This window comes from Fundicoccus sp. Sow4_F4, assembly GCF_052116145.1.
Classification (GTDB): domain Bacteria; phylum Bacillota; class Bacilli; order Lactobacillales; family Aerococcaceae; genus Fundicoccus.
The window spans coordinates 869,336-888,173 of sequence record NZ_JBQKLQ010000001.1 but is presented as its reverse complement, the minus strand read 5'-3'; the positions used below and the strand labels follow the sequence as shown (position 1 = coordinate 888,173).

Below are 18,838 nucleotides of genomic sequence, written 5' to 3'. Positions count from 1 at the left end.
TTTTTTCATGATTGTTTTATAGAAGTTTTAACTCCAAATAAATCGCTTTTACTCCAGTAAAAGGTTGATTATTTGGAGTTTTTTCATTTTAAAAAAGCTTTAAAAAGGCATATCATTTTTAAATTTAGTGGAAAACATGCTATACTTATAGATAGCCACAAAGTCACAACTAATCAAGGAGGATTATATTTTGATAATCGGAGTACCTAGAGAAATAAAAGCTAGTGAGAATAGAGTAGGCTTAACACCAGGTAATGTTGCTACTTTAGTTGAAGAAGGACATAAAGTGTTCGTAGAAAAGGATGCCGGAATCGGCTCGAACTTTACTAATGAGGAATATGCAGAAGCCGGTGCTGAAATTAAAGAAGATATTGCAGATGTATGGTCAGCAGAAATGGTGATTAAAGTTAAAGAACCTTTAAAGGAAGAGTACCAATTTTTCCGTGAAGGGTTAATCCTATTTGCTTACTTACACCTTGCACCTGAGAATGGTTTAACTGAAGCTTTATTAGAAAATGGTGTCACTGCTATTGCTTATGAAACCATGGAATACCAAGGAACCTTACCATTACTAACACCTATGAGTGAGGTTGCAGGACGTATGGCAATTCAAATTGGTGCAAACCTATTAGAACAACCCAACGGTGGTAAAGGCATATTACTTGGCGGGATTCCAGGAGTATCAAGTGGTAAAGTCGTTATTATTGGTGGAGGAACCGTAGGGTTTAATGCAGCGAAGATGGCATTAGGTATGGGGTCTCAAGTCACCATCTTAGACTTAAACCCAATTCGTTTAGCTGAATTAGAAGATATTTTAGGCGACCAAGTAGAGACTTTAATGTCTAATGCTGAAAATATTGAGAAATCAGTCGTTGATGCAGATTTAGTTATTGGTTCTGTATTAATACCAGGTATGAAAGCACCCGTTTTAGTAACGGAAGATATGGTTAAACAAATGTCAGAAGGTTCAGTTATCGTTGATATAGCAGTTGACCAAGGTGGGAACTTTGAAACAACCACTCATGCAACCAGTCATGCTGATCCTACTTATGTTAAACATGGTGTTGTTCACTATGCAGTAGCAAACGTGCCTGGAGCTGTTCCGCGTACAGCAACTTATGGATTAACCAACGTCACTTTACGTTATGCGCAACTTATTGCCAAGCAAGGCGTACGTTCAGCCGCATTAAACAACCATACTATTTTAACAGGAATCAATACTTACAAAGGGAAGTTGACTCAAAAAGGAGTCGCTCAATCACAAGAGCGTAAGTATACTGATATTAGTGATTTAATTTAACGTCATATTTTTGAAACTGTGCATAAGCTAGTTTTGAATAAACGTATCACGTAATAAACACTAACTAAAACAAGCAGATATTAAACTCTTATCAGATTGAATCTGATGAGAGTTTTTTTTATTGATGCAATCGTTGAGAATGACTGAATAACTATGGGCATAAATAGATAGATGAAGAAACAATTGATTTATATAATAGTAACATCAGACCTTAGAAATGAAGGCGTTTGTATATCGAATTTAAGAGATTTAGCTTATAATAAAGTATAAAACCTTTAAAGAAGTAATAAGAGCTATTAGAGAGTAACTATATGGGGTTATCGCTTAGTAATGAATTGCGTGGATGAAAGAGGGAACAGAATGAATTTTAATTTTTTAGATATTAGACAGTTTGATTTTCATGAACTACATTTTTACACAATTTTTCTCAGAATCTTGTTATCACTTGTAGTAGGAGGCATTATTGGTTTAGAAAGAGGTATCAAAAGTAAATCTGCTGGCTTTCGTACCTATATGCTAGTCTGCTTAGGATCAGCGATGGTCATGATGACGAATCAGTATATTTATGATACTTTTGGTAGTGGCGATCCGACCCGAATGGGAGCACAAGTTGTTAGTGGGATTGGTTTTTTAGGTGCCGGAACGATATTAGTGACTCATCGAAATCAAATAAGAGGGTTAACTACTGCAGCAGGCTTATGGGTAGCAGCTTGTTTAGGCTTAGCAATCGGAATTGGCTTCTATACAGGCGCAGTTCTTGGTGGAATCACCGTCTTATTTATTCTAACTTTATTTGAAAAAGTCAAAATATTGATAGAAGATCGAACACGGACGATTGATTGTTATATTATTTTTGAGTCTGCTACTGATTTTCATAATTTATTAAAGCACACAGCAAAGCAAGCTTGGAAAATTATAGAGATTGAATCAGAACATAGTGATTTCGATGCCCCACATCATATTTATGAAATAACTTTCCAATTAAACCATAATGATCAAATGGACTATTTTATGGAATACTTAGAAAAACGTGAAGGCATTCTCTTTGTTAAAAAAATAAGACAATAAAACAGACGATGACTTGTTCTAACGAACAAGTCTATTGGCTTATGTATGAAAGTCTTAAGACAAAATTATATCAGATTGTGAAAAGATTAGCTTTCATTTCTCAAAAACTTATGTATAATAGAGTTTGTTAATCTAATTCTAATTTAATTGGGTGTTTAACAATAAAAACAATAAGGGAGCAAATCGAATGACAGTGTATAATTTTTCGGCTGGACCAGCCGTTTTACCTAAAAAAGTACTCAAGCAAGCTCAAAACGAATTTCTAGACTACCGCGGTAGCGAAATGTCTGTAATGGAGTTGAGTCATCGGTCCTCCCTTTATGACGACATTATAAAAGAAGCCGAGGCTTTATTACGTAACTTAATGGGAATTCCAGATAATTATAAAGTGTTATTTTTGCAAGGTGGCGCTAGTCTACAATTTAGCATGTTACCTTTAAATTTAGCAATTGGAAAAAAAGCACTTTTTGTAAATACAGGCGCATGGGCCAAAAAGGCGATTTCAGCAGCTAAACAAGTTCCAGGTGTAGAAGTAGAAGTCATTGCTTCAAGTGAAGATAAAAACTTTACATACATCCCTACAGTCACTAAAGATATGATTGATCAAACAGCCGCTTATTTACACATTACCACCAACGAAACGATTGGTGGAATTACCTATCAAAATTTACCAGATGCAGGAGAGGTTCCGATTGTTGCGGATATGTCATCAAATATTTTAGCCAATGATTACCGGGTTGAAGACTTTGGCGTCATTTATGCAGGTGCTCAAAAGAACATAGGAGCTGCTGGTTTAACTTTAGTGATCATTCGTGAAGATTTATTAAATAATAAGCCTGTTTTTGCACCGATGTTAGACTACCGTGTGCAAGCAGATAATGATTCTTTATACAATACTCCAGCAACCTATAGCATTTACATTGCTAAATTGGTATTTGAGTGGTTAAAAGATATGGGAGGACAAAGAGAATCGTATCGTCTAGCTCAAGTTAAAGCTAAGTTATTATATGATACAATCGATAGCTCTACACTGTTTAAAAGTCCAGTATCGAAAGAAGACCGTTCGCTTACTAATATTCCATTTATTACAGGTGATGCGGTATTGGATAAGCAGTTCATAGCCAAAGCAGAAGCAGTTGGCTTTGAAAACCTGAAAGGTCACCGTTCAGTTGGCGGTATGAGAGCAAGTATCTATAATGCCTTTCCTCTTGAAGGGATACAGGCACTTGTTGAATTTATGAATAACTTTGAACTCGAATATGGAAATGGAGCGAAATAATGTATCAAATTAAAACATTTAATGCAATTGCTGCCGAAGGAATGTCACGTTTTAGCAAAGATAAATATGCCATTAATGAATCAGAACAACCAGACGGCATCATTCTAAGAAGTCAAGACTTACACAATTATGAGTTGCCTGAATCACTTTTAGCGATTGCTAGAGCCGGTGCTGGGACAAATAATATCCCAGTCAAGCATTGTACAGAAAATGGTGTGGTAGTCTTTAATACACCGGGGGGTAACGCAAATGCGGTTAAAGAATTAGTCTTAGCGAGTCTATTAACGAGTGTGCGTCCTGTGATTCAAGGAGCTGCTTGGGTTCAAGAGTTGACGGGTTCAGATATTGAAAAACAAGTAGAAGCGAATAAAAAGCAATTTGCTGGGAATGAATTGGTAGGGAAAAAACTCGGTGTTATTGGTCTAGGCTCTGTTGGAGCGATGGTCGCAAATGATGCCTATCGTTTAGGAATGGAAGTAATGGGGTATGATCCTTATGTTTCAGTTGATACCGCTTGGAGCATCTCACGCCGTGTTCAACGAGTGTTGGATAGCGATGAAATTTTTAAAAATTGTGATTTTATCAGTATTCACGTGCCATTAACAGAAGAAACTTGTGACTTTGTGGGTGCGCACGAATTATCTATGATGAAAGCTTCGGCAAAATTATTCAACTTTGCTCGCGGTGAAATTGTCAATTCTGATGCGGTCTTAGCAGCTATCAAGGAAAATCGTATCGCAGGCTACACGACAGATTTTGCCGAAGAGAAATTACTACAGATTCCGAATATTACGGTGCTTCCACATCTAGGCGCTTCAACTGAAGAGGCAGAAATTAATTGTGCCAAAATGGCCGCTCGTAACTTAAAACGCTACTTAGAAACTGGGATCATTAAGAATTCTGTTAATTTTCCAACTGTTGAAATGGGCTTCAACTCGCCTTATCGAATCACAGTGGTTAACCGAAATGTGCCAAATGTTCTGGGGCAGGTTTCAACAAAAATTGCGACAGGTGGTATTAATATTGACAACATGATTAATCGTGGACGTGGCGATTATGCCTATACTTTAGTTGACGTTAACGAAATTAATCTTGAAAAAATAAATAAAGTAGCACAATCGCTACATGATTTAGAAGAAGTCGTCCGCGTTCGTGTAATCCCACAACCAACGACAACTTATTAAAAATAGTGAATAAAATAAGCGGCAGGGACCAGTAGGGTTGCTGCTGCTTATTTTATTGTTGAAGCTTTCTACTAGAAAATCAGCTCAAGCGGCTCTGGTCTAATAAGTCATAAAGTAAGCGAATGGCTTGATCAACGTCTTCCTCGGGAATCGATGAGAAGCTTAAGAAAAGCGTCTGCTTATCTTGGGGGATTTTACCGAAAGAGTAGTCAGAAAGAGTTCTGATTTTAATACTGTTCGCTTGGGCTAATTGTTTAAATTGCTCGGGCTGATAATCAAGTGAAGGACTCAATAGGATATAGAGACCTGCATCTGCCCCCAGAATATGGGCGTTAGGGTCCAGTTGTCGAATACTTTTAATCAAGGCATCGCGTTTCTTTTTATAGAAACTGCGTGAATGGTTCAAATGACGTTCAAATTGTCCACTGGCCATGAAATCATAAACCAGCCACTGATTCAACGTGTTCAGACTGCTAGTCAGTTGATTGAAGCCGATGCGATATTTATCTAATAGATAATGAGGTAACACCATAAAACTTATGCGAATACCAGGTGAAATTGAGCGGGAAAAACTACCCATATAAATGACTTTATCCTGCGTATCGAGTTGTTTTAAAGGCGGAATCGGTCGACCAGAATATTTGAACTCACTATCATAATCATCTTCAATAATAAATCGTTCGCTTGAACTATTGGCCCATTCTAGCAAAGACTGACGTCTTTCAAGTGGCATAATACTGCCAGTCGGGAATTGATGATTGGGCGTGCTGTAGAGTAATTGCAACCTAGCATCTTCTAAAGCCTCAGGTTTGGCACCACTTTCATCCAAGGGAATCGGCTGAATCTCAATCTTTAAGTGAGAAAGTAATTGATTTGCACCGAGATAGCCAGGAGACTCCATGCCAATGTTTGAGACTTCTGGTAATAGCTGAAGCAACAATTGAATTAAGTATTGGGAACTAGGTCCCAGGATTATCTGATCAGCCTGACAAGGCACACCGCGAGATTGACTCAAATATTGTTGCAAGGTCGAGCGGAGTTCATATAAGCCTTGGTGCTCAGTGGCATGTAGATAAGTAGAATTTTCCGAATCGAGCAATTTTTGATAGATTTTTTTTATGGCTTTGAAAGGAAAGAGCTGTTGATCGGGAATTGAATCGGTAAAATTATATAGGTAATCTATTTTGGCTGGAGCGGTAGTTAGTTGTTTTGCGTCATTATGATTAGACGTAACTGCTGTCTCACGTGACTTAAATAATAGTTCGACATCGGCAACGAAATAGCCAGAACGTTCGATGGAATAAATATAACCTTCAGTTAGCAGTTGGTTGTAGGCATTCATTACCGTATTCTGGCTGATGCCATTGATCAAGGCTAATTGTCGCTTACTGACCAGTTTCATACCAGCAGCGAGTTCTCCAGTTTGGATCAACTGCTTCAATTGTGTATAGATTTGAAAATAAAGTGGTTGATCTATAGAGCTGTCTAATTTTAATTGCATAGTAAGCTCCTTTCTAGTCTTAGAGTTTAAATCTGATACCATCATAATGTAAAAAACTGGACCTTTCAATGGAACCAGTTCTTATTTAGAATAAGTATATGGAAACAAAAGTGAAGAGAGTTAAGATAAGATGAGAGAACGGGAGTGGCTTTTTGGAAGATAACATACTTGTCGTCAATGACTTGCCTGGTGTGGGGAAAGTAGCCGGCAACATCAATATACCAGTATTGTCAGCAGGGCAGTTGGAAGTTTCAATTTTGCCAACGCTTTTACTGTCGACTTTTGCTAGTGGCAAAGGACAGGTGATTCGACATTGTTTGGCTGATGATTTTCAAGCAATGTTAGAGCATTGGCAAGAACTTGAAGTTAAATTTTCAACCATATTAACTGGCTACTTCGGTAACAGTCAACAAGTTTTAGCCATTAAAGCTTATGTTGAGCAACAAACACAGGCCATTAAATTGATCATTGATCCAACAATGGGGGATTTAGGTAAGTATTATAAAGGCTTTGACCAAAGTATTTCTGATACGATGCTTGAATTAATTCAATATGCTGACGTGATTATGCCAAATATTACGGAGGCCTGCTTATTAACTAATACGCCTTACCGTCCTGATTTTTCAATTGCTGAATTAGAAATAATTGGTCATAAGTTATTGGAAACTGGTGCTAAACATGTAATTATTTCAGGCGTGTCACCGAGTGCGGTTCAGTTGGAATCGATTGGTTTTCTCTTAATTAGACCTGATGTGGTTGCGGAATTAATTGTTCATAAACGTTACGATCAGTTACTTTATGGCACTGGGGACCTGGCGATTAGTTTATTGACGGTATTATATGTGGCGGGGGTGCCGATTGTAGAAGCTTTGGAAATGACGGGCCGCTTGATGGAATCGGCGATTGAAAGTACTTTAAAAGCTAATCGTCCAAAGGAAGCTGGTTTAAGATTTGAACCAATGTTAGTTGAGTTAATGCAAGTGATTCAAGCCATTCGATAGAAAAGAGGATTCTTTATGAAAAAACAATCAGATGTGTTTCAAATGATAGAAGTGAGTATGTATGCAGCCTTAATTGTTGTGGCGATATATTTTGTCCGAATTCCGATGCCGACGGCCTTTGTACATCCGGGGAATGCTTTGGTAATTCTGGCCGTATTACTGATGGGCTTTCGAAGAGGTGTGATGGCAGCGATGCTTGGATTGTTTATCTTTGATGCAACGGCCGGTTATATCACATCGGTGCCGTTTACTTTATTAGAAAACTTTTTAGTTTTACTAGTAATAGAAGGGATTTATCGTGTGGCCTTTAAGCGAGAAGATTATTTTCTGTCGATTGTTAGTCTGGGGATTTTAGGGGCTGTGACAAAAATTGTGGCGATTTTTATCAAACATACGCTGACACAATTAATGTTAGGTAGTACACTAGCAACGGCTTTAACTTTAGCTTTATCAAAGATGCCAGCTTCTTTTATTACAGGTGTGGTGACGGCAGTTTTAGTGCCAATGCTTTATTATCCAATGAAAAAAGTGTTTGAAAGATTTCACCCAATCAACCAATAAATGTGTGTGTTTCTAGCCTCAATAATGCGCAAAATCTGCAGAAAAGTCAAAGATAGAGTATACTTATATTATGATATGAAAAGGCAGTAAATTTTTGAGGAGGCGTACGATATGAGAAACAAGCAAGCAGGAGAAATTTATAAAGAGAGAGATCGTTATGTGTTGGTTTTATGCCTACTTCTAATGACGTTTTTAGCAGGTGGGCGTGATGCGAATGCTCAAACTGAAGTCAAAGGGTTAAGTTATGCACCAAACGTGTTTTATCAAGTTTATGACTATCTTGGGGACGGTAACGAGTATGCCAGCCAGGTAGTAAATTTACAGTATCCACCAAATGATCAAGGTATTTATCAGTTCAGTGTGAGTACCGCGGGAACAAGTATCGTCTTCGTCTATCAATTATCAAAAGAGGGCGTCTATGAGTTAGCATATTACCCAGAAAATTATGAAGACACGGATTTACGTAATCATGCGGATGCGACTGATTCACAAAAATCACTAGTTTTCCCAGCGACCTTATCTGTAGGCACGGAGTTTAAGCGTGGTTATCGTAAAGAGGAAACTTATCGTGTCGTGGATTTATTGGCAACTTTCGAATTAGAAGGGGCAACCTATTACAATGTGATTGTGGTTGAGCCAGTTAATCATCCTGAAGGTGGCGAACAAAGATTTTATTATGCACCGAATATTGGCCACATAATGGATGAATTTATCTTCACTGAAAATGATGACGATTATCCAGTCACAACAAGTCTCGATACACTTAAAGGGCCAACTTATGTTTGGCCAACGGATTTTGAATAATTAGAGAGTTTGCTGCCGCTATGTAAAGTAGAGGCAGTTTTTGTGTTGATTACTGTAGAAAGTGTAGTAAATGTAAAACTCATGCCAAAATTTTACTAATAATAGGATATGAAATTAAGAGTTTCTTAGGTAAAGCATTCAAGGTAATACTTGATAGTACCTGGGAAAAGCTTGGCTCCAACAATCTAAAGATTATCATCAATTAGGCAATTAACTATTAAAAATTAACGTATTCTTCAAACCTTTGTCCAAGAAATACGTTAATTATCTGCCTGGTAAGTGGCACTTTTGGAGTTAAATAATTCTATAAACAGATGATTGTCACAAGTAAAGTTAATCCACTAATACTATGAGCTGCATGGTGTTCTCTGATATAAATACTTTATTTTTATTTAACATAATGTTAGGATAAATTTTGACAAATCTTTTTGAAGAAGATAACTTTACACGATTACTACACGAAAAACGCTATAAACGCTGTTTTAACAGCGTTTATAGCGTTTTTTAGGGCTGGTCGATTTAGGACAATCCAGTTTTATCATATATAATTTACAGTTCTGAATTGTGAAGCGCTAATTACTTGATATGGCTTGGGCTTATTAGTTAAAAAAATAACAGCTTAAGGTTCCTCACTTCTAACATAAGTCGTGTTTTGGTGATCTTCAAGCGAATTCTGTTCAACATCTAATTCAAATGACCATGTACTTTTATCTGGAAAAGTGATTGTCAAATAATCATCAGCAAAGTAATACTTTGGATTATAAATGTTAACAGCAAACATTGGGAAAACCTCACCATCCCAGAATTCTATAACAACTTTTTGAGAATTGGGCTTAAGAGAAGCTTCATTGACATTCTCTTCACTAGAATCAACAGTTAATGTATAAGAATCAATATTTTTAAGATAGTTTCTGATATCCATTATTCTCTGATAATTGCCATCGGAAGCTATTGTATCTGAATAGTTATTTAGGACAATTTGGAATGTGTTTTGTTCTATAATCTGTTCCTTAATAATGCTGGCTTCGCTTGGAACATAATGGCCATAGAAAGCTTCGTTTGCGTTCACATTTTTAGGTAATGCCAAAGTTAGCATTAACCAAATTAAGCAAATATATCGAGAAAACGTCGATTATTTAGTCATCATAAACCTCCTTTCTAGCTGGAATTGGATAGGGATGACCCTCACGATACAGATAACCTCTGTAAACTCTGTCCGGTCTATATAATTTCTTCATAATTCATCCCTTCTCTTAATGACATAAGAAACAAAATGCAAGTGACAAAGCGATGATGTTTCATAATGTCAGCGAAACGTAATAATGTATCGGTTGTAATTAAAAATATATAGTGATAAATGATGCAACGAAAACTATTAACCTCTTCTTGAAAGATAATGATGTGTTCAACATTCGAATATTCTGAAGGGTACATTAGTAGTTGACCATATATATAATGAGCGATGAAGTATAAGTGAAATGTGGTTTTTTTTGAGGTCACTCGTTAACTGAATTCTAATGTTTATGGTCTTTATTTTTTTCTTTTTCTTTTATATGTCAACAGCAATTGCTATTGAACCTTATTATGTAAATAGCTCTAAGTGCAAGGAGGGCTTTATGATTAATGAGGGAAATGCCTATTTTCTTTTAAATGAGCATAATAAATACGAACTATATGTTAATAATCAGTTTCTTCAGATAGTAACAGATGTATCTCATGAATCGTTTACTAATATACCAAAATTTGAGTTAAAGAATGGGATTATAGATGAAAAAAATTAAATTATTACTTGTAGACTTTATTCTATTAAGTTTTGTGTTTCCAAAAGAAAGAGCAATCAAAGCGCAGACCGATGAGTTTGGTAACGCTTACGCAGTGAAGCTTTTGTCAGATGTTTATGAATGGCACTTTAAAATGATTAATGGTAAATTGCATAGAAGAAAATTGAAAACCTCTACAAATACGTGGGGCGGTTATTGGGAGCCAGTATGATGCCAGTTATTGGAATGGTGAACTGGATATCATTTGATGATTTTATAAGATAGTTTGGTGAATTGTCTTATCGTATATTCAAAATTTACATACAAATTTGATTTTTCACTACACTTATTTATAAAGTGATTAACCAATAAATGCCATATCCCATCCTGGCATCTTTTTTTCGATGTCAGGGTGCTTTAGTTTTCTCAAGCCTTATTGTCGTTTATCTTACTCATCCCTTATTCATATTCTGCCCTTAATTTACCATGATATAGAGGTTTAGAAGATAGGGCTAAAGTCCCAATTGCTAATTGATGTAAAAATGCTTACAATTAAAGTAAGGTGTTCATTGTGAACAAAACTTAGGAGGTTTTTTATGAAAGACGTAACAGGTACAGCTAAAGAGAAAGCGAAAAAACAAAAAACGGGCGGTAAACGAATTCGATCACTATATATTCTGTTAGCTATCGCGTTGTTTATTTATTACTATGTGACTTTACCAGCAATCCATTATGCGGCAATTGACTTTTGGTTCTTTGTATTACTAGCGATAATAGGAATCGTAGTGATTGAAGTCTTAGCCGATAGTTCTAGCTTTATATCAGAATTAAAATCTGGCGATGTTAAAAATGTCAAATGGCGCTCAGTGCCAAAGAAATACTTATTATTGATTTTACCACTACCTATTTTATGGTTAGTAGCAATGATTGGTAATTTAGTGTTTTCACCATTCTTTTTTTCAGAAGGCTATTCTACAATGATTGACATTGAACAAGCTGATTTTGCGACAGAATTTCCGCAAACTGACTTGAACCAAATCACTTTAATCGACCGTGATACTGCGACACGATTAGGTAATCGTCATCTTGGAGCCTTAACTAATCTAGTTTCTCAGTTTGAAGCAGCAGACGATTACACACAAATCAATATTGAAAGCTATCCATACCGAGTGACACCTCTTGAGTATGCTGGTTTCTTTAAATGGTTAAATAATTTTAGAGAAGGAATTCCTCATTACTTTAAAGTCGATAACGTCACAGGGGCAGTAACGGTAGAAACTCCTGAACAACCCATTAAGTATAGTTATTCAGACATGTTCAACCGAGATGTGATGCGTAAATTACGTTTCAGTAATCCATTTACCTTATTTGAATCACCCAATTTCGAAGTGGATGATGAAGGAAGACCTTACTATATTGCCACAACTTATACACGTAACTTTTTCTTACGTGAGCCAGAAGCCAATGGGTTAATCACTTTAAATGCGATGACAGGTGAAACAACAACCTATAAATTAGAAGAAATTCCAAGTTGGGTTGACCGTGTGCATAGTTCAGAATTAATTCTGCACCAGTTAGAAATGAACGGAAGATATCAAGGCGGCTACTGGAACTCAATATTTTCAAAACAAGGTGTTACTGAACCAACGGCAGGCTATAATTACTTACCGATCGACGACGACTTATATTTATATACCGGTATCACATCGGTTGTTTCTGATGAATCGAATATAGGATTTGTACTAGTCAATATGCGAACGAAAGATACGCGCTTTTACCCACTCAATGCTGCGGAAGAATTCTCAGCCATGCAGTCGGCTGAAGGTAGTGTTCAAGAAACAGGCTATGTTGCCACATTCCCATTACTTATCAGTATTGAAGGACGTCCAATGTATATTCTCAGCTTAAAAGATAGTTCAGGTCTAATTAAGGAATATGCACTGATTGATGTACAGAATTACCAAAATGTTTATGTGGAGTCTAGTGTCGAACGTCTGATGCTAAGTTACGCAGAAGATAATCCAATAAATGTTGATGAAATTGAGACAGAAGAAGAACTCGCCTCAATCAATGGTCAAATTGAAGATATACAAGCCGTTGTAGTAGAGGGAAACACGATCTACTACTTCATGGTCGATGGATCAGTTTACACTGCTAACATCAGCTTGAGCGAACAATTACCTTTTGTGGAAGCGGGCCAAGAAGTTCAATTTACAGCGACAGAAAACGGCGTCGTTCGTGAGCTTGAATTTGAATAAACTTACTAACAGATTGCACTACCTAATTTAAGGTTTCTGCAATCTGTTTTTTCCCAAAATAGGCAGCTAAACTGCTTGAGTTAAGCCACAAACATTTGGACTGCCCCCCAATAAGGGGAATAAATTGACACAAAATCAAATGGAATGCTATATTTACACTATAAAAGGTATAACACACATGACAGCAAGCTTTAGTGAAAGCGAGGTGATTTAATGGCAAGAGGTGGTGGAAGTCGTGGTGGAGGCAGTTCAAGAGGCGGCGGCGGATCCTTTGGTGGAAGTCGAGGTGGCGGCGGTCGAATAGGCGGCGGAAGTCGCGGACGTGGTTCATTTGGAAGTAGTGGTAGTAGCGGAAGTCGCGGAAGTCGCGGTAAGAGTTCAAGTGGAAGTAGCTGGGGAAATCGTTCACCACGTATTGGACCAATAATACGTACGGGCCCAACCTACAGAAATTATGGCGGTGGTGGCGGCTATGGCTTTGGTGGCCCGGGGAGCAGTCAAAACAGAGGGTGCGGCAAAACATTAGGTATTTTGGTACTCATTGTAGTTGTTGTTCTCATCTTATGGTCAGTACTAGGCAGTTCTGGAAATAATCAATCGTCCGGCGGCCCAAATAATATCACGGTGTCAACGGTTGAGCGAGAACCACTTCCTTCAGGATCAGTCAATGAAACTGAGTATTTTACAGATGAAGTCAACTGGATTGGTAATCGCACTCAAATGACAGATGGTTTACGCTATTTCTATCAAGAAACTGGGATTCAACCTTATGTCTACATTACGGACAGACTTCCAGGAATTGATACAGTTAATATGGACGATATTGAGAATTATGCGAATCAACTTTATGAAGAGTTATTTACAGATGAAGCCCATTTATTACTATTGTTTTATGAACCCTTTGAAGCAATAGGACCTTATGGTGATCAATATATTTCTTATTACGTCGCAGGGACACAAGCAAAGCAAGTCATTGATACTGAGGCAGGCGATATACTCTTAGATTATATCGATCGTAACTATTATGATAGTAGTTTGAGTGAAGAACAGTTCTTTAGTAATTCTTTTAAGGAAGCAGCCGATCGAATCATGGAAGTCACAACCTCTCCTTGGATACCAGTTATGCTGGTAGGTGGAGGCATCCTTTTAGTATCAATCTTGTTTGTTTGGTGGAGATCTCGTCAAAAACAACGGGCACTTGAAGCCAAACGAACTGAAGATATGCTCAATAAACCACTTGATACATTTGGACAAGCCTCACAAGCAGATGAACTAGAGAAAAAATATTCGGACATAAAACCAGAGGAATAGCTAATTATTAGGAGGAAAATAATATGTCAATATTAAACCGTTTTAGTAAAATTATCAGTGCAAATGTCAATTCAATGATTGATCGGATGGAAAATCCTGACAAAATGATTGATCAATACTTACGTGATATGATGGAAGATTTGGCTGAAGTAAAAGAAAGTACCGCAGGAGTGATGGCTGAAGAAACGCGTGCTAAACGCAGAGTTGATGAAAATGAAGCCGAAGTTCAAAAATATGCACAATTAGCAAAAAAAGCATTAGAAGCAAGTAATGAAGATGATGCGCGTATTTTCTTAAGTAAAAAACAAGAACTTGAAAATGTGGGAGCAGGCTTAGCGACCACTTACGCATCAGCCCATGAGAATGCGGCTAAGATGCGTCAAATGCATGATAAATTAGCCACAGATATCGAAACCTTACGTAGACGTCGTGCAATGATTAAAGGAAAGTTATCAGTAGCTGAAGCTCAATCCAAAGTGAATGAAGCGACCCAATCAATTTCTAATTCAGAAGGTGCGATGAGTAACTTCGAGCGGATGGAAGATAAAGCCAACCGCATGCTTGATGAAGCGAATGCGATGTCTGAATTAAATACCGAACCAATTGATAAAGCTAAAGACTTAGAAGCTAAATATGCATCCAAATCAACAGCATCTGTTGAAGATGAGCTTGCTCGCATGAAAACTGAAATGGGCTTAGACGAAAATAATCCCAATTAACGTTTACGCTAATTGGATGACATACCTTGTGGTAAACCTCAGACTATAATCTGAGGTTTTTAATTTAGCAAAATATATACAGACGATAAACAGCTGACTGACTGATAGATACATGAGTTGTTAAGTCGTTCTTCACTACTGCTTTACACCAAAAAACACGAACAAGAGCAGTAATATTAATTGATAGTGTGAATAAATATTGCATTATAACTTTATTTTAATAATAATTGTGATTAATATAAAAAATTAATGAAATTAGGAGTGACTAAATGAGTCAACTAATGAGTTTGGTCGAAGTTCTGAATAGCTGGTTATGGGATGTCTTGTTAATTGGATTACTGTCTGGCATGGGCTTGTATTTGTCTTTTAAGTTAAAATTTGTACAGTTTCGTCTTTTCCCGGATAGTTTCCGTAAAACGTTCGGATCAATATCTTTAAAAGGGACTAAGGCTAGTCAAGAAGAGGGAATGACATCCTTTCAATCTTTAGTCACATCGATATCTGCCCAACTTGGTACGGGGAACTTAGCGGGAGTAGCAACGGCGATGGTGTCAGGAGGTCCAGGAGCGGTTTTCTGGATGTGGATGAGCGCGATTTTAGGAATGGCGATTATTTATGCAGAAGCAATTCTTGCACAGCACTACCGCACAACGGTCGAAGGTCATTTGGTCGGTGGGCCAGTTTATTATATTCGTGCCGCATTTAAAGGCCGTTTGGGTAAAAGTTTGGCGAGTGTCTTTGCTGTCTTACTAATTTTTGCTTTAGGTTTTATGGGGAATATGGTTCAAGCCAATTCAGTTGGACAAGCGATGCAGACTGCTTTTGGGGTGAATCCATGGATAACCGGTAGTATAATGGGCGTTTTAACCTTGATTGTATTCATGGGAGGGATTGGTCGAATTGCGGCTGTCACTGAAAAACTAGTTCCTTTGATGGCTTTGTTCTTTACGATAGCGTCAATTATTGTGATTGCAATTCATATTGACCGTGTTCCTGCTGCATTCGTCTCAATTTTTGTGGGGGCTTTTAGTCCAGAAGCTGTCTTGGGAGGTGTCTTAGGTGTATCAGTTCAGCAAGCGATTCGATTTGGTGTTGCCAGAGGACTTTTTACTCATGAAGCAGGGATGGGTTCGACGCCACATGCTCATGCCTTAGCTCGTGTAAAGCATCCAGGAGATCAAGGGTTAGTAGCAATGATGGGTGTCTTTATTGATACGATTGTTTTATTACCTTTGACGGTTTTAGTAATTTTAGTGACTCAGTCATTAGATGGTAGCCGTACGGGGATTGAATTAACTCAATTTGCATTTGCGCAAGTTTTTGGTCAAGTAGGTTATTCTGTAGTGGCCGTCTCTGTGTTCTTTTTCGCATTTGCGACAATCGTTGGCTGGTATTTCTTTGGCGAGGCGAATGTTAAGTATATGTTTGGAGCCAAAGCTGTTCCACTCTATAGCGTTTTAGTTTCTTTATTTGTTGTAGTAGGCTGTAGTTTACAAGTAGAATTGGTGTGGGCTTTAGCTGATTTATTTAATGGTTTGATGGTGATACCGAATATCATCAGCCTATTTGTTTTAACCAAAGTGGTCGTGGCGTTATCAGAAGATTATGAAAAGCCTGCAATGGAGCGTTTGTATAATCATCACTAATTATAACGATAGATTCAGTTTCTTTAAGGGGTGCTTACCATTTCCTTAAAGAAACTTTTTTTATTGGTCTTATTTAGACCTCGATAGTTGTTGTAATTAGTTGACTTTATACGTGTTTTTGTTCACTATAACGATAGAGGTAAAGTTTTTTATAGGAGGTTAGTTATGCTGGAAGTAACAAATTTAGTTAAAACTTTTGGTGATTTGAGAGCTGTGGATGATGTATCCTTCAGTATTGAATCTGGTTCTATTATTGGGATTATTGGTCAGAATGGTTCAGGTAAGACGACTATTTTTCGGATGATATTAGATTTTTTAACACCAGAAGAAAATGGCCGTGTGCTTTGGAATGGTCAAGAAATGGGCAAGGAGTTATATAATATTGTTGGCTATTTACCGGAAGAACGTGGGCTTTATGAAAAGCTGACAGTGGAGCAGCAAATTATGTATTTTGCTCGTTTAAGAGGAATGGATGCTCAAGATATTCTGGATAAAATTGATTTTTGGATGGAAAGGTTTGCTGTTAAAGGGAAACGTTCGGATAAAGTAAAAACTTTGTCAAAAGGGAATCAACAGAAGGTGCAGCTTATTTCGACTTTAATTCATGAACCTAAGTTGGTCATTCTTGATGAACCTTTTAGTGGCTTAGATCCGGTCAATTCTGATTTATTGATGCAAGGGATTTTGGATTTGAAAGCTAAGGGGAGCAGTATTATATTTTCAAGTCACAATATGAATAATGTTGAAGAGTTATGTGATAAGTTAGTGATGGTTCATAATGGAAAACGAGTACTCTATGGAACGGTTTCGCAGGTTCGTGAGAGTTTTGGTCGCACGAAGCTATTTCTGGATACAAATCAATGGAACGTGGATAGCTTATCAGTTTTGGAAGGCGTTGCGAGTGTGAAACAGCGTGATACTGATAGTTTCTTATTAACTTTAGAAGATGATTCTTATGGAGAGGTATTATTTAAACAAGTGACTCAAGGACAATACATTAGAACCTTTAGTCAGCAACCGCCGACGCTAGAGGAGATCTTTAAGATGAAAGCGGGGGAAGCGACTCATGAATAAAGCATGGATTGTTATTAAAGAAGTGTATCGTAAAAATGTGCTGTCTTGGTCATTTTTCTTTATGGTGATGAGTCCAATCTTTATGATTGCGATTTTTGGGGGAATTGGTTATCTAATTGCTCAAGATCAAATGTCATCAAGTGTGGGTGAGATTGCGGTTGTAAATGCTGACAGTGAAGTTCAGGAAGTTATTTCTGAAAGTGGTGGCCAACATAATGTCATTTTTACTTTAACAGAAGAAGAGGCCAATCAAGCCTTGACTGCCGATGAAATCGATGGCTACTTAGTGGTCGATCAAACAGAAGAAACTCTAAATGGAATTTACTACCGTAAACCAACAAGTAAGGATATAAATATGAGTTTAATCCAACAGGCTTTGGGAAATTTTCATTTAAATAATGTGGCCGAAAGTATGGGGATGAGCCAAGAGCAGTTGCTCCAAATTCAATCCAGTACAGTTGGAATCGACACGATAATTTTACAAACTGGCGATGATGGGACGACAACAGAGACCTCTTCACAAGATCCTACGGTGTTAGTGCGTCAAGGGGTTGCTTATGGTGTGAGTTTTATCGTCTTCATGTTTATTATGACTTACGTCGGCATCATTTCTCAAGAAATTGCTGCTGAAAAAGGGTCACGTATTATGGAGATTATTCTCTCAAGTATATCAGCTACGACTCATTTCTTAGGTAAGATGATTGGCGTTGGTTTAGTTATTTTGACACAATTAGCAGCCTATGTCGTTATTTTCTTTTTAGTTCGATTAGTAGTTCAACAAATGGACTTCTTTAATTTCTTAGATGAGTTAGATATCGGTTACTACTTAAGTAATAGTGGTAATGTTTTAGCACTAGGAGCACTTTACGCTATTATCGGGATTTTGATTTATACAAGTATAGCTGGCTTCCTAGGCTCACTTGTTTCAACAACGGAAGATGTTAGCAAGATGATTACACCGATTATCTTTACAGCATTAGCTGGTTTTTATATTGGTTTATACGCCAATGTGTCGACTAATAATCCCATTGTTCGAATTGGTTCACAAATCCCTTTGTTTACACCTTTTGTTATGCCTTTTAGAATCGCAGCTGAAACGGTTGGTAACGGAGAAATTGTGTTATCCTTTATCCTATCGATTATTTTCATGATTCTTTGCCTATGGTTCTCGGCCGTCTTTTACAAGAGTAATGTGCTAGTTTATAGCGACAAAGGGATAATTAACACCTTTAAACGATCATTCGCACTTTGGAAATCAGAAAGAGAAGCGTCATAGTTCAATAAAAAAACATACCAACACCCGCTTGCTCGTAATGAGCTTGGTGCTGGTATGTTATTTTTTTTGAGGAGAGTGCTTAAAGGGGCACTACGA

17 protein-coding genes are annotated in these 18,838 nt (G+C 37.4%); 15 read left to right on the top strand and 2 right to left on the bottom strand.

What is annotated here, in order from left to right; genetic code table 11:
* The first annotated feature begins 190 nt into the window (after positions 1-190).
* The 4 genes from ald to ACTQ5J_RS03990 all read left to right on the top strand — a co-directional run bounded on the left by ald (position 191) and on the right by ACTQ5J_RS03990 (position 4,831).
* Positions 191-1,300, top strand: a complete 1,110-nt coding sequence (ald, locus tag ACTQ5J_RS04005; protein WP_441750715.1) for an alanine dehydrogenase — start codon at positions 191-193, stop codon at positions 1,298-1,300.
* A 360-nt stretch (positions 1,301-1,660) separates the two neighbouring features.
* Positions 1,661-2,368 (top strand): MgtC/SapB family protein, encoded by a 708-nt coding sequence (locus tag ACTQ5J_RS04000; RefSeq protein WP_441750714.1) that lies wholly within the window; start codon positions 1,661-1,663, stop codon positions 2,366-2,368.
* Between the two features lie 187 nt (positions 2,369-2,555).
* Positions 2,556-3,647 carry a 3-phosphoserine/phosphohydroxythreonine transaminase gene (gene serC, locus ACTQ5J_RS03995; protein ID WP_441750713.1) on the top strand — a complete coding sequence of 364 codons (1,092 nt, stop codon included), beginning with the start codon at positions 2,556-2,558 and terminating at the stop codon, positions 3,645-3,647.
* Entirely contained in the window at positions 3,647-4,831 is a 1,185-nt protein-coding gene (locus ACTQ5J_RS03990; RefSeq protein WP_441750712.1) for a 3-phosphoglycerate dehydrogenase family protein, read from the top strand. The genes serC and ACTQ5J_RS03990 overlap by 1 nt, the downstream gene beginning before the upstream one ends.
* 79 nt (positions 4,832-4,910) lie before the next feature.
* Here the strand turns inward: ACTQ5J_RS03990 and pdxR are convergent, their stop codons facing one another.
* Positions 4,911-6,332, bottom strand: a complete 1,422-nt coding sequence (gene pdxR / locus ACTQ5J_RS03985; protein WP_441750711.1) for a MocR-like pyridoxine biosynthesis transcription factor PdxR — start codon at positions 6,330-6,332, stop codon at positions 4,911-4,913.
* 152 nt (positions 6,333-6,484) lie between these two features.
* Here pdxR and ACTQ5J_RS03980 point away from each other — a divergent pair, with 152 nt between their 5' ends.
* The 3 genes from ACTQ5J_RS03980 (at position 6,485) to ACTQ5J_RS03970 (ending at position 8,698) form a co-directional block, all read left to right on the top strand.
* On the top strand, positions 6,485-7,333 hold the full coding sequence (locus tag ACTQ5J_RS03980; protein ID WP_441750710.1) for a PfkB family carbohydrate kinase: 849 nt from the start codon (positions 6,485-6,487) through the stop codon (positions 7,331-7,333).
* A gap of 15 nt (positions 7,334-7,348) precedes the next feature.
* Positions 7,349-7,894 carry an ECF transporter S component gene (locus ACTQ5J_RS03975; RefSeq protein ID WP_441750709.1) on the top strand — a complete coding sequence of 182 codons (546 nt, stop codon included), beginning with the start codon at positions 7,349-7,351 and terminating at the stop codon, positions 7,892-7,894.
* Between the two features lie 111 nt (positions 7,895-8,005).
* Positions 8,006-8,698, top strand: coding sequence for a hypothetical protein (locus ACTQ5J_RS03970; RefSeq protein WP_441750708.1), 693 nt, complete (start codon positions 8,006-8,008; stop codon positions 8,696-8,698).
* A 619-nt stretch (positions 8,699-9,317) separates the two neighbouring features.
* Here ACTQ5J_RS03970 and ACTQ5J_RS03965 read toward each other — a convergent pair.
* Positions 9,318-9,785 (bottom strand): hypothetical protein, encoded by a 468-nt coding sequence (locus ACTQ5J_RS03965; RefSeq protein WP_441750707.1) that lies wholly within the window; start codon positions 9,783-9,785, stop codon positions 9,318-9,320.
* A 529-nt stretch (positions 9,786-10,314) separates the two neighbouring features.
* Between ACTQ5J_RS03965 and ACTQ5J_RS03960 the strand changes: the two genes are divergently transcribed.
* The 8 genes from ACTQ5J_RS03960 (at position 10,315) to ACTQ5J_RS03925 (ending at position 18,742) form a co-directional block, all read left to right on the top strand.
* Positions 10,315-10,479 (top strand): hypothetical protein, encoded by a 165-nt coding sequence (locus ACTQ5J_RS03960; RefSeq protein ID WP_441750706.1) that lies wholly within the window; start codon positions 10,315-10,317, stop codon positions 10,477-10,479.
* A complete protein-coding gene (locus ACTQ5J_RS03955) occupies positions 10,466-10,690 on the top strand; it encodes a hypothetical protein (RefSeq protein WP_441750705.1) in 225 nt (74 codons plus the stop codon). The genes ACTQ5J_RS03960 and ACTQ5J_RS03955 overlap by 14 nt, the downstream gene beginning before the upstream one ends.
* A gap of 364 nt (positions 10,691-11,054) precedes the next feature.
* Positions 11,055-12,716, top strand: a complete 1,662-nt coding sequence (locus ACTQ5J_RS03950; protein ID WP_441750704.1) for a hypothetical protein — start codon at positions 11,055-11,057, stop codon at positions 12,714-12,716.
* 213 nt (positions 12,717-12,929) lie between these two features.
* A complete protein-coding gene (locus ACTQ5J_RS03945; protein ID WP_441750703.1) occupies positions 12,930-14,027 on the top strand; it encodes a hypothetical protein in 1,098 nt (365 codons plus the stop codon).
* A gap of 23 nt (positions 14,028-14,050) precedes the next feature.
* On the top strand, positions 14,051-14,746 hold the full coding sequence (locus ACTQ5J_RS03940; RefSeq protein WP_441750702.1) for a PspA/IM30 family protein: 696 nt from the start codon (positions 14,051-14,053) through the stop codon (positions 14,744-14,746).
* A gap of 269 nt (positions 14,747-15,015) precedes the next feature.
* Positions 15,016-16,392, top strand: a complete 1,377-nt coding sequence (locus ACTQ5J_RS03935; protein ID WP_441750701.1) for an alanine/glycine:cation symporter family protein — start codon at positions 15,016-15,018, stop codon at positions 16,390-16,392.
* A 165-nt stretch (positions 16,393-16,557) separates the two neighbouring features.
* The gene (locus ACTQ5J_RS03930) at positions 16,558-17,466 is read left to right on the top strand and encodes an ABC transporter ATP-binding protein (RefSeq protein ID WP_441750700.1); all 909 of its coding nucleotides are present in this window, start codon (positions 16,558-16,560) and stop codon (positions 17,464-17,466) included.
* Entirely contained in the window at positions 17,459-18,742 is a 1,284-nt protein-coding gene (locus ACTQ5J_RS03925; RefSeq protein ID WP_441750699.1) for an ABC transporter permease, read from the top strand. The genes ACTQ5J_RS03930 and ACTQ5J_RS03925 overlap by 8 nt, the downstream gene beginning before the upstream one ends.
* Positions 18,743-18,838 lie beyond the last annotated feature (96 nt).